This is a genomic window from Bacillus sp. JS (assembly GCF_000259365.1).
Classification (GTDB): domain Bacteria; phylum Bacillota; class Bacilli; order Bacillales; family Bacillaceae; genus Bacillus; species Bacillus stercoris.
This window is the reverse complement of sequence record NC_017743.1, coordinates 3,444,653-3,457,098: the sequence shown is the minus strand read 5'-3', so window position 1 is coordinate 3,457,098 and position 12,446 is coordinate 3,444,653. Positions and strand designations below refer to the sequence as shown.

At 38.9% G+C, this 12,446-nt stretch carries 9 protein-coding genes and 2 pseudogenes; all 11 read left to right on the top strand.

Annotated elements, in window-relative coordinates; translation table 11 throughout:
• Positions 1-56 precede the first annotated feature (56 nt).
• The 11 genes and pseudogenes from MY9_RS17560 to trxB all read left to right on the top strand — a co-directional run bounded on the left by MY9_RS17560 (position 57) and on the right by trxB (position 12,315).
• Complete coding sequence (locus MY9_RS17560; protein WP_014665502.1) at positions 57-788, top strand: hypothetical protein; 732 nt, start codon at positions 57-59, stop codon at positions 786-788.
• Positions 778-858 (top strand): annotated as a pseudogene (locus MY9_RS22150) (hypothetical protein); the annotation flags it as partial. The gene MY9_RS17560 and the pseudogene MY9_RS22150, both read left to right, overlap by 11 nt.
• A gap of 63 nt (positions 859-921) precedes the next feature.
• Positions 922-1,646, top strand: a pseudogene (locus tag MY9_RS17555) (lipoprotein YvcA).
• A 149-nt stretch (positions 1,647-1,795) separates the two neighbouring features.
• Positions 1,796-2,467, top strand: a complete 672-nt coding sequence (locus MY9_RS17550) for a hypothetical protein (RefSeq protein ID WP_014665499.1) — start codon at positions 1,796-1,798, stop codon at positions 2,465-2,467.
• A 386-nt stretch (positions 2,468-2,853) separates the two neighbouring features.
• A complete protein-coding gene (locus tag MY9_RS17545; protein WP_187248797.1) occupies positions 2,854-3,579 on the top strand; it encodes a lipoprotein YvcA in 726 nt (241 codons plus the stop codon).
• A complete protein-coding gene (locus MY9_RS17540) occupies positions 3,572-5,479 on the top strand; it encodes a DUF6792 domain-containing protein (RefSeq protein ID WP_014665497.1) in 1,908 nt (635 codons plus the stop codon). Before MY9_RS17545 ends, MY9_RS17540 begins: the two co-directional genes overlap by 8 nt.
• A gap of 14 nt (positions 5,480-5,493) precedes the next feature.
• Positions 5,494-5,853 carry a hypothetical protein gene (locus MY9_RS17535; RefSeq protein WP_014665496.1) on the top strand — a complete coding sequence of 120 codons (360 nt, stop codon included), beginning with the start codon at positions 5,494-5,496 and terminating at the stop codon, positions 5,851-5,853.
• Between the two features lie 166 nt (positions 5,854-6,019).
• Entirely contained in the window at positions 6,020-7,789 is a 1,770-nt protein-coding gene (bmrA, locus tag MY9_RS17530) for a multidrug resistance ABC transporter ATP-binding protein/permease BmrA (RefSeq protein WP_014665495.1), read from the top strand.
• Positions 7,790-7,914: 125 nt separating this feature from the next.
• The gene (locus tag MY9_RS17525; protein WP_014665494.1) at positions 7,915-9,369 is read left to right on the top strand and encodes a tetratricopeptide repeat protein; all 1,455 of its coding nucleotides are present in this window, start codon (positions 7,915-7,917) and stop codon (positions 9,367-9,369) included.
• A gap of 380 nt (positions 9,370-9,749) precedes the next feature.
• Positions 9,750-11,159 carry a peptidoglycan DL-endopeptidase CwlO gene (gene cwlO / locus MY9_RS17520; RefSeq protein WP_014665493.1) on the top strand — a complete coding sequence of 470 codons (1,410 nt, stop codon included), beginning with the start codon at positions 9,750-9,752 and terminating at the stop codon, positions 11,157-11,159.
• 205 nt (positions 11,160-11,364) lie between these two features.
• Positions 11,365-12,315, top strand: coding sequence for a thioredoxin-disulfide reductase (gene trxB / locus MY9_RS17515; RefSeq protein ID WP_003228139.1), 951 nt, complete (start codon positions 11,365-11,367; stop codon positions 12,313-12,315).
• Positions 12,316-12,446: the final 131 nt, after the last annotated feature.

Genomic DNA, 12,446 nt, shown 5'->3' with positions numbered 1-12,446 from the left:
TAGAACTAAATAATTATGTTGTAACAATCTATCAGTTAAACGCGTGGAGGTTCGTCATGAAAAAAATGATCTTGCTTTGCTTCAGCTTATTACTTACTCTGACAGTCGGATGCAGTATGAACAACAAAGAAAAAAACAACACAATAGACAATAACACAGAAGCCGTAAAACCAAAGGACATGGATCCAAAAGACCTGCCGCAGGTTCCGGCATTTCAGGACGAGAAGACGAGAGAGTACATGGTATCAACGAAAGAAGAGGAGCCAGGGTATTATTTGCTTGAGTCTAAACTGAAAGGGTTTAGGATGTTGTTTCCGGAGGATGGCGAGTATCTTCCTAATTATTCCACATCAAATGGAAAGAATAGCGAATCGATAGGATTTCAAAGCTATAATGAAAAATCAAATATACTCTTAGATGCACAAATTAGCTACTATAACAAATCTTCTTTTATTAATAATCCAGAGACAATGTTGCGCCAAATTAGTAATGAGAATGGTTACAAAGGTGAATTTAAGAAAGAAAAAACTGACGGGAAAATAGTATATACTGCATCAAAAAAAAGCACTTTTAAAAACAGTGATCGTAAATACAATTATTCCTTTCGTTATTTTGGATATATAAAATCTAGTGATGAAGAGTACTTGGGAATAGTATATTCTTTTATAGTTCGTTGTAAAAAGGTTGATCAACCCTGTGCTTTGAATGGAGATCAAGCAAGAGAAAGAACTGATACTCTCATTCATTCTATTATCTTTTATAAGAAGGGGAGTAGAGATGGACAATAAGAATGTTTTCATGAACGAAAATATAAAGCTCTTTATAATTAACTTAGAGTATGACTATAAAGAAAAGTTTACACAGAATCACTTTTCAATTGGATCAGTAATATTGATTAGTTAAACCTATTGGAGGTTCGTCGTGAAAAAGACCATCTTGATCAGCTTTAGCTTATTACTTGCCCTGACAGTCGGATGCAGTATGAACAACAATGAAAAAAACAACACAAAAGATAATAACGCAGAAACTGTAAAACCAAAAGACATGAATCGAAAAGACCTGCCGCAGGTTCCGGCGTTTCAGAACGAGAAAACGAGAGAGTATATGGTGTCAACGAAAGAAGAGGAGCCAGGGTATTATTTGCTTGAATCTAAGCTGAAAGGGTTTAGGATGTTGTTTCCAGCAGATGCTAAATATCTAGCAAGAAGATCATCGTTAACTGGGAAAAATAAAGAAAGTATCGGATTTAATAGTTATGATGAAGACACCAATGTAATGTTTGATGGGCATGTAACATTCTACAAAGAAGAAAGCTTTGTGAACGAACCTGAAACAATGCTAGATATTGTAAGTGGGAAAAATGATTATAAAGGTGAATATAAAAAAAGCAGTAAAAAGAACACGGACATCTACTTTGCTAAGAAAAAAGACATCTTTGAGGATATTGAAAGAAAATATAATTATTCATACAGTTACTTTGGATATGTGAAATCTACAGAAGAAGATAACCTAGGAGTTGAATTCGCCTTTACTTTCGGATGCAAAAATGAAAATCAACCATGCTCTTTAGATGAAGAAAAGGCTAAAAATAAAGTTGAGAAATTAATTAATTCTATCACCTTTTAATAGATAAAAAGGAGAAATAAGATGGAGAATGAGGATGAAGGCGTAAAGTTGGGCTAATAGATTTAGAGTATAACTATTAATAATTGTCTGCCTCAATTCATGCAAGTGAAGTTATACAAACCCTTAGGCAAGGTTTGAAGAAACAACAAAAAACCCGTGGAGGTTTATAATGAAAAAGATCATCTTGATTTGCTTCAGTTTATTACTTGTCCTGACAGGTGGATGCAGTATGAACGACAATAACGCAGAAACTGTAAAACCAAAAGACATGAATCCAAAAGACCTGCCGCAAGTTCCGGCGTTTCAAGATGAGAAGACGAGAGAGTACATGGTGTCAACGAAAGAAGAGGAGCCAGGGTATTATTTGCTTGAGTCTAAACTGAAAGGGTTTAGGATGTTGTTTCCGGAGGATGCGGAGTATTCCGACTCTGAAACTTCAAAGACAAACGAGTCACTATTTTTTGATAGCTTTAATAAAAAAACGAATATAGTAATGAATGCTTCAGTAAAGTTCTATCAAAATGAATCGTTTATAAACGAACCGGAGAATATGTTGGATATTATTAGCGGTAAAAATGAATACAAAGGCGATTTTGAGAAATTAGAAACGAAGGATAAAGATATTTACTTTGCCTCAAAACAAGAAAACTTTGACAAAGAAGAGAAACCATCTTATATCTTCCTTGGTTATATAAAATTGAAAAAACAAAATTATTTAGGGATGGAATATTCTTTTATGTTTAGCTGCTCCGCCAATGCAAATACATGTAAACAAAACCCGAAAGACAATGAAGAAAAAGTTAAAAAAATAATAAACTCTACTACCTTTGGCGATATGTAAAGGAAAATACGAAGAAAGAGAGATATCTGCTCAAAAGAAAAAGGCTTTTGATGATGTAGAGGGAAAGAATAGTTTTTCTTATAGAGAATTATCGGGAAATAGAGTATTCGTTTCGATTTACCTACTATAAAGATGAAGAGGTTAAGTAAGAGCCGTATGATAAACGATTTTATGAAAAAAGAAATAGGTATTTTGATGTGTTTGTGATGTTTTGCTTGATTTGTTAATGAAAAGAGAACGAAACAGAGTCAGATTTCCTATTTATCCAAATTCAGCCATGATGTAACATGAAAGAGGATAAAATAATCATTTCTTAACCAGGTCAATAGAATTATTTTCGGGACGAAAATAGAATTCTATTCTCACAAAACCCGTGGAGGTTCGTAATGAAAAAGATCATATGTATTTGCTTCAGCTTATTACTTGCCCTGACAGGAGGATGCAGTATGCATGACAACGATAAAAACACCACAAATGACAATAAAACAGAAGCCGTAAAACCAAAAGACATGGATCCAAAAGACCTGCCGCAAGTTCCGGCGTTTCAGGACGAGAAAACGAGAGAGTACATGGTGTCAACGAAAGAAGAAGAGCCGGGGTATTATTTGCTTGAATCTAAGCTGAAAGGGTTTAGGATGTTGTTTCCGGAGAATGGGAAGTATTCAAGCTATTTGTCTAGCCGTGATGAAAATGAAGAAATCATCGCATTTGATAGCTATGAAAAAACAAAAAATAAAATGCTAAATGCACAAATAGAGTATTATCAAGGAGTAACTTTTATTAACAATCCTGAGACAATGTTAGACCAAATTAGTAGTGAAAATGGTTATAATGGTAATTTTGAAAAACTAGAGAGCGAAGGTAAAGATATTTATATCGCCTACAAGAAAAATAATTTTGAAAACGATAAAAATAAATATAATTTTTCGTACAGATACTTCGGTTATATTAAATCTACTGAGAAAGACCAACGAGGGATTGTGTTTTCGTTTATGTTTAGATGCCCAAATAATGATAAGCCTTGTACGTTAGACAAAGATAACTTAGGAGATCAGGTTAAAAAGCTCGTAAAATCTATCACCTTTTTAAATAAGGAGGGGAAAGATGGCTAACAATAATATATTTTCAAATGAAAATGTAAAACTGCGGTTAATAAATTTAGAGTATGATTATAAAAAAAAGTTTGCATCAAATAATCCTAAAGAAATAAAGGAAGCAAAAGTAGAATTTGAAGCGGAAGTCCGCAGGATCTATAAAGAAGAAACTAATCAAAATCTTCCTAAGGATATTGAGATTTATACATCTAAAGAACTGATTAAGAAAAATAACCAAAAAGATAAGTCAATAAAAGAATCGGGTTATGATGGTACGGCAATATATATAAAAGATAGTAAAAATCAAATAGACCAACTTCATATTATTTCGGAGGGTAGTGCTGATAACGAGGATTGGTCTTATAATTTTTTTGGCCTTTTCTTAGGGATCGACAGTAGCCAATACAGAGCAACGAGAGAATTTACTAAGGAAGCAAAGAAAAGAGCTGGAAATTCTGATGAGCTACATACTTACGCTCTTGGGCATTCACTTGCAAATAACAACCAGGTAATGGTTCAGTTAATAGATGGAGAGTTTGATGAAGTATATGGGGTAAACGGTGCTCAGGTTAGTGTAAATCATTTGTTACAAGCTGATAAAGATTTACTTGATGCTATGATCAATAAATTTAATGTTCTGAATACTGATGAACTTGAAAATGTCCGCAAAGAAGACCTAAAAAAAGCAATCACCCAATACTACAATGACAAAGGCGTCACAGCAAACATCACCCAGCGTATTTCCAAAGATGACCCGCTTTATGGTGTCAGCGGAAAGGCTGATTTTATTACATTTGGCAATGTAAAGATGAAAGATACAAATACAGATGTCAAAGGAATCAGAAGCATTATAGATAAGATTCCTGATGAGGAAGTCCGCTCTATCCAAACTTTTTTACGGAAGTATTCGGAAGAATATAAAAAAGGTGGGTTAAACGGATTTGTCATGGCTTCGACTGGGATAGATGCAGAGCTTGTCGGCAGTATTATTAGTGCTGATGGAAATATGGCGAAAGGGAAAATAGTGAAAGACCGGTTTGGTGACATACAGGTAATGGTTAAAAATATCGGGGAAAAAATGCCGGCCTTTATCAAATTCTTTCATACTATCTTGAATAATAGCGGAACAGTTGTGGATCAGCTTGAAGAGAATGGGTACATTAATGAGACGCAAAAGAAGAGTATCAAAAAACAGTTAAAAATAGTTAATAATAAGATAGGCGATATAGAAATTCAATATAAACAGTTAAAATACGCGCTTTCTACTAATAATATAGTTGCAATTGTTTATTATGTCTGTGAGTTAATAGGTAGTGTTAATGAATTAAAAGATGCATTTGAAACACTCGACACAGAAACAAAAGACGCACTAAAACTCATCGTCGACGGCCACAGCATCGTTCAAATGCTCAACGCCTTGTCGAAGGAAAAAGGCTTCAGCTATAAAGGCTCAGATATTTATTTTACAGGCAAGAGCGGCTCGGGAGAAACAATTCAAGTCAATCTCTCATCCGCTGTCAGAATCTATCAAAACGGTATGAAAATCGTTGAAGATATGGAAGATGCGATTTCTCAGTACCAGAAGGTTTACAGTCAGGAAATAGATGAAGACTTCATAGACAAAAAACAGGCGATCACCACGGCGATTCATCATATGGAAGAAAACCCTTCGCATTATGCCTTCGACCTTCAATTCCGGCTTGCAGCTGGTTTCAGCCACACATTCGATAAATTGGAGAAAATCTCAGTTCATGAATCATTCCACACAGGTGCGCTTCCTGCTAATGATGGAATTGTTGCTGAATTAAAAAAACAGACAACAGAAAAAAGAGATTTTATCAAAAATATCCGCGAGAGTATTGAAAAGCTGTTTGAAAAAGAAGAAATGATTTCTCAGTTATTTGATTTTCAGCCTTAGGAGGAATATGAAGAGTGACTTCCTTATTTTCAGAAAGTGAAACAGAAATTGTATCAACCACCTATATGTTTCTGACCAAAGATGAAATGAAGGGGAAAGCGGGCGCCCTCAATCAACCGATCAACGACTTTCTCAGCCTGACAAAGAAATTTGAGACTTCATTAAAAGAGGAAATCAAGGGGCAAAAAGGGTTGATTGTAAAAAAAATAAAAGAAGAACTTGAGTCGAAAAGCGAAAAACGAAAAGCTGCCCTTCAGATGATAAAAGAAGAACATACCGCAAAAGTGGATCGGTACAAAATGATAATTGAAGACCTGCGGCAGCAGGATGTAACATTGACTTACAGAAAAAAGAAGCCAGTGAAAGATGTCTAACATAAAAAATCTCCTATTCAAACAATGAGTGGGAGATCTTTTATTTTCACCACGGCAAAAATATACTGAAAAAGTCTCTCGCCATTGATATGATTGAGAAAGAGTAAAAATCATCCTTTTGCTATGACTTTTCACCTTTCTGAACGCTGAAACAGGAGGAAAATATATGCCAACCCAGAAACAAAAATCTAAAAGTAAATTGAAACCCTTTTTTGCCTTAGTAAGACGGACCAATCCTTCTTATGGAAAGCTCGCCTTTGCGCTTGCCCTCAGTGTAGTAACCACGCTGGTCAGCCTGCTCATTCCATTATTAACGAAGCAGCTTGTCGATGGTTTTTCTATGTCAAATCTGTCAGGCACGCAAATCGGTTTGATCGCGCTGGTGTTTTTCGTTCAGGCGGGTTTAAGCGCTTATGCCACCTATGCGCTTAACTATAATGGACAAAAAATCATTTCCGGGCTGCGGGATTTATTATGGAAGAAATTAATTAAGCTGCCTGTCTCTTATTTCGATACAAATGCTTCCGGAGAAACAGTCAGCCGTGTAACGAACGATACGATGGTTGTCAAAGAATTGATTACAACCCATATCAGCGGATTTATTACAGGCATCATTTCTGTCATTGGATCATTGACAATCTTGTTTATTATGAACTGGAAGCTGACACTGCTTGTGTTAGTGGTCGTTCCGCTGGCCGCTCTTATTTTGGTGCCGATTGGAAGGAAAATGTTCTCCATTTCACGGGAAACACAAGATGAAACGGCCCGCTTTACAGGCCTGCTGAATCAAATTCTCCCGGAAATTAGACTTGTTAAAGCTTCAAATGCGGAGGATGTCGAATATGGACGCGGGAAAACGGGGATTTCCTCATTATTTAAGCTTGGCGTTCGAGAAGCTAAGGTTCAATCACTTGTCGGCCCGCTTATCTCACTCGTGTTAATGGCAGCCCTTGTCGCAGTCATCGGATATGGCGGCATGCAGGTATCTTCAGGCGAGCTCACGGCCGGAGCGCTCGTGGCTTTTATTTTATATTTGTTCCAAATTATTATGCCGATGGGCCAAATTACAACATTCTTTACACAGCTGCAAAAATCAATCGGTGCAACAGAACGAATGATTGAGATCTTGGCAGAGGAAGAGGAAGATACAGTGACGGGAAAACAAATCGAAAATGCGCATCTGCCTATCCAGCTTGATCGCGTGTCTTTTGGATATAAGCCCGATCAGCTAATCTTAAAAGAGATCAGTGCCGTCATTGAAGCAGGGAAAGTGACAGCGATCGTCGGTCCGAGCGGCGGGGGAAAAACGACGCTGTTTAAGCTGCTTGAACGCTTTTATTCTCCGACTGCAGGGGCTATTCGGCTGGGGGACGAGCCGATTGACACTTATTCGCTTGAATCGTGGCGGGAGCATATCGGATATGTATCACAGGAAAGCCCGTTAATGTCGGGGACAATCAGAGAAAATATTTGCTACGGATTAGAACGAGATGTAACAGATGATGAGATCGAAAAAGCCGCGGAAATGGCCTATGCCCTCAATTTTATAAAGGAGCTGCCGAATCAGCTTGATACAGAAGTGGGCGAACGCGGCATCATGCTGTCAGGCGGACAAAGGCAAAGAATCGCAATTGCGAGAGCGCTTCTCCGTAACCCAAGCATTCTTATGCTTGATGAAGCCACTTCAAGCCTTGACAGCCAATCTGAAAAGTCAGTTCAGCAGGCGCTTGAGGTGCTGATGGAGGGCCGCACAACAATTGTTATCGCTCACCGCCTATCTACCGTTGTAGACGCGGACCAGCTTTTGTTTGTTGAAAAAGGGGAAATTACCGGTCGTGGAACACACCATGAATTAATGGCTTCCCATGATCTTTATCGGGATTTTGCTGAACAGCAGCTGAAAATGAACGCGGATTTAGAAAACAAAGCCGGGTAAATTTTGGTCGAATCAGCCAATAAAAAAGAGGAGGGAATTTCCCAATCCTTCCTTTTGAACTATTGAGGGGCTTACGATTTATGGTATACTACTGACGGTAATATTGTATAAAACGGAGGGTAGTTGTGGGAAAACACACTTCTGAACATAAAAATCACGCACAAATTGTCCAGCTGCTTCAAGATGGACAATATTTTTTTCATAAAGGTTTGAAAGCGTATAAAGAGCGCAATCTGAAGCGGGCAAGCAAACTGATTCAGCGCGCGGTTCATTTGGAGCCGGAGGATTCAGAGATGCTTTCACAGCTTGCGGTCATTTACTCGGAAATGGGCCAGTATCAAGAGTCGAACGATCTTCTTGACTATATCATGGCTAATCTGGAGGCCGAAATGCCGGAGTGCCATTACTTTAAAGCGAACAACTTTGCCCACTTGGGGCTCTTTCAAGAAGCTTATAAAGAAGCGGCCGCATATTCTGATGCGGACCCGGACGGTGAATTCGCGGAAGAAAACGATAGTCTGCTTGATTTGCTCGATCTAGGGGACGATGGCATTGAGGATTCGTTGTATGATCAGGATGAACTGCTGATGAAACAGGATCGGGCAAAATCATTGCTGGAAAGCGGCCAGCTTGCTGAAGCGGTTGCCGCGCTTGAGGAAATCACAGCTGAATATCCGGAGCTTTGGTCAGCATACAACAATCTGGCGCTTGCCTATTTCTATTCCGGAAACGTTGTAAAAGCGAAGCAAACCGCGTATGAAGTGCTTTCTCATAATGAAGGAAATCTTCACGCTTTATGCAATCTTCTCGTTTTCTACTATTATGAAAGAGAAGATGAAAAAGTGGCGGAATTGAGTGAGCAGCTTTCTAATGTCTATCCAATGCTGTTGGAACAGCGTTATAAACTGGGTGCTACCTTGGCGCTTGTCGGCCGTTACGAGCTTGGGTATAAATGGCTCAAATCATTATATAAAACCGGCTTTGAAGGTGACGACACATTCTTTTACTGGCTCTCGTGCTCTGCTTATTTTACGGGGCATACCGACTTTGCCGAGACGATCTGGAGAAAAGTCGAGTCGCAATATCCCGGAGAAGACCGCCCTGCGCCTTGGGTTGAGCGAAGGGAAGCACTTCCTTCATCTGTAGAACAGCGTCTCGCAGCCTATTATATCAGCAGTACAAAGGGAGAAACGGAGCATCTTGAAGCGGTAATACGCTCAAAGAGAATTACCGCTCCTTTTGAAAATCAGTTTGTAAAGCTGCTTTTGAATGGAGACTCTGTGGCAGCCGACGTTTCAGAGGATGCGCTGTTCGCCTATCAAACGGTCAAATTATTAGAGCAAGCTGAAAAAGAAGAGATGACAACAGAAGTCATGAGCTGCTGGGTTTTCCATGTCATCCAGCAAATCCGCGCAGCCGCTCCGTTGAAGAATGAGAAAGGCTGGGCGGCAGCGATCTGTTATATTTGGAAAGAAGCCCATGGCAAGCAAGACACGAAAAAAGACACAGCAGCCCGATTTGGCATCTCTCCGGCAACGTTGACGAAATATATGAAATATATTGATGATATTCTAGAATAGTATATTTTGAAGAGTCGATTTGTTTAATCGACTCTTTTTTTGTTTGATAGATTATATTAAGAAAATAATATCGACAGTTTTTTTACACGCTTAAGAAAAATGACAAATGATGTGTGGCTTGACATCTGTTTGAAACATAAATGTAATAAAATTTATCGCTAATTTGTCGAAACTTGATGGTATAATGATTCTCGTACATAAGGAATTAGTGTTTTTTACATATGATGTGAAATAAACGCTATACAACCAGAATAAGAGATGCACAGAATAATTAACCATAAACAACCATCATTCCTCGTAGAGTATGAGGAACGAAACTTGATGTTCAAAATACGATTCCAAATGAGGACAGGTTCACAGTAAAAGGGAGGATATAAAAAGTGAGAAAGAGTTTAATTACACTTGGTTTGGCTTCCGTCATCGGGACAAGCAGTTTTTTGATCCCATTTACAAGTAAAACTGCATCGGCGGAAACATTAGATGAAAAGAAACAAAAAATCGAAAGCAAGCAATCTGAGGTTGCATCCAGCATTGAAGCGAAGGAAAAAGAATTAACTGAGCTTCAGGAAAATCAATCAAAGATTGAAAAAGAACTGCAAGACATTAACGCTAAGGCGCTTGATACAAGCAACAAGATCGAAGATAAAAAAGAAGAAAATGATAAAACAAAAGAAGAAATCAAAAAACTGAAAAAAGAAATTAAAGAAACAGAAGCACGCATCGAAAAACGCAATGAAATCCTGAAAAAACGCGTTCGTTCTTTACAGGAAAGCGGCGGATCTCAAGGATACATAGATGTTCTTCTAGGATCAACAAGCTTTGGTGACTTTATCTCTCGTGCGACTGCGGTCTCATCTATTGTGGACGCAGACAAAGATTTAATCAAACAGCAAGAGCAGGATAAAGCGAAGCTCGAAGATTCTGAAGCGGATTTGAATAACAAGCTGAAAGAAGTTCAAGCTGCATTGGCTAAATTAGAAACAATGCAAAAAGACCTTGATAAACAGCTTAATGAAAAAGACAAGCTTTTCGACGAAGCAAAAGCAAGCCAAAAGAAAACGGCTAAAGCGATTTCTGAATTAAAATCAGAAGCGTCTGAACTTGCAAATCAAAAAGCAAATACTGAAGCTGAACAAGCTCGCATCAAAAAAGAACAAGAAGCAGCTGCTGCTTTGATCAAAAAGCAGGAAGAAGCACAAAAAGCATCTGATGAAACACAAACAGATGACAGCCAAACGGCTACAACTGAATCAGCGAAAGCAAGCTCATCTGATGATTCTTCAGACAATTCTTCTAACGGTTCATCAAACAGTTCGTCTAACGGCTCATCTTCTAAGAAGAGCAGCGGTTCAAACAGCAATTCAGGCGGCACTGTTATCAGCAACTCCGGCGGAATTGAAGGCGCGATCAGCGTTGGTTCAAGCATTGTAGGACAATCTCCTTACAAGTTTGGCGGCGGACGCAGCCAATCTGATATCAACAACCGTATTTTTGACTGCTCATCATTCGTACGCTGGGCATACGCTTCTGCAGGTGTTAACCTTGGACCTGTAGGCGGAACAACAACTGATACGTTAGTTGGCAGAGGACAAGCTGTCAGCGCGTCTGAAATGAAACGCGGGGACCTTGTGTTCTTTGACACTTACAAAACAAACGGACACGTAGGAATCTACTTAGGAAACGGTACTTTCCTAAACGACAATACATCTCATGGCGTATCTGTTGACTCTATGAGCAATCCTTACTGGAAAGCAGCATTTAAAGGCGTTGTAAGACGTGTTGTTCAATAATAAATATGACAAGGGCCTTCTATAAACAGAAGGCTCTTTCTTTATTAACATATACCCTTTTCGAATACATTTAATCGTGTTGAGCAAAAAAATAGCGTATCACCATGAGATTTTATAGGATATGGGTAAGGAATACGTTTGATGGGGATTCTTATCTTATAAGAAAGAGCCCAAACTTGAAAAGATGGTTTAAGGAGTGAATAGTGTGTCAGAAGAAAAAATTTATGACGTGATTATAATCGGCGCGGGCCCTGCTGGGATGACGGCCGCTGTATACACATCAAGAGCGAATTTATCAACATTAATGATTGAAAGAGGAATTCCCGGCGGACAAATGGCCAATACGGAAGATGTAGAAAACTATCCTGGATTCGAAAGTATCCTTGGGCCTGAGCTTTCTAACAAAATGTTTGAACACGCGAAAAAATTTGGTGCTGAATACGCTTATGGCGATATTAAAGAAGTCGTTGACGGCAAAGAGTACAAAGTGGTCAAAGCCGGTTCAAAAGAATATAAAGCGCGTGCCGTCATTATTGCTGCAGGTGCGGAGTATAAAAAAATCGGTGTGCCTGGCGAGAAGGAATTGGGCGGACGCGGTGTATCTTATTGCGCGGTATGTGACGGGGCTTTCTTTAAAGGCAAAGAGCTTGTTGTTGTCGGCGGCGGAGATTCTGCTGTTGAAGAAGGTGTGTACCTGACACGTTTCGCTTCCAAAGTAACGATCGTTCATAGACGTGATAAACTCCGTGCGCAAAGCATTCTTCAAGCGAGAGCATTTGATAATGAAAAAGTTGACTTCCTATGGAACAAAACCGTGAAAGAAATTCATGAGGAAAACGGCAAAGTCGGTAACGTAACGCTTGTCGATACGGTAACCGGTGAAGAAAGTGAATTCAAAACAGATGGCGTATTCATTTACATCGGCATGCTTCCTCTATCTAAACCGTTTGAAAACCTGGGCATTACGAATGAAGAAGGCTACATCGAAACAAACGACCGCATGGAAACTAAGGTTGAAGGGATTTTTGCTGCCGGAGACATTCGCGAAAAATCACTGCGCCAAATCGTAACGGCTACAGGAGACGGAAGCATTGCGGCACAAAGCGTTCAGCATTATGTTGAAGAGCTCCAAGAAACGCTGAAAACCTTAAAATAAAAAGGGCTGTCATACGAGTTTCACATTACGTTACTGGGTTTTAATTCCGCTGTAACACATGTGTAATGCTTTTCGGTTATGATTAATAAAGTAATTGACCCCCTTTTTATAATGAATACACTTTTTTGGCA

Coding starts and splice junctions, on each gene's coding strand:
- MY9_RS17560 (WP_014665502.1), top strand. CDS start 57: ATGAAAAAAATGATCTTGCTTTGCTTCAGCTTATTACTTACTCTGACA.
- MY9_RS17550 (WP_014665499.1), top strand. CDS start 1,796: ATGAAAAAGATCATCTTGATTTGCTTCAGTTTATTACTTGTCCTGACA.
- MY9_RS17545 (WP_187248797.1), top strand. CDS start 2,854: ATGAAAAAGATCATATGTATTTGCTTCAGCTTATTACTTGCCCTGACA.
- MY9_RS17540 (WP_014665497.1), top strand. CDS start 3,572: ATGGCTAACAATAATATATTTTCAAATGAAAATGTAAAACTGCGGTTA.
- bmrA (WP_014665495.1), top strand. CDS start 6,020: ATGCCAACCCAGAAACAAAAATCTAAAAGTAAATTGAAACCCTTTTTT.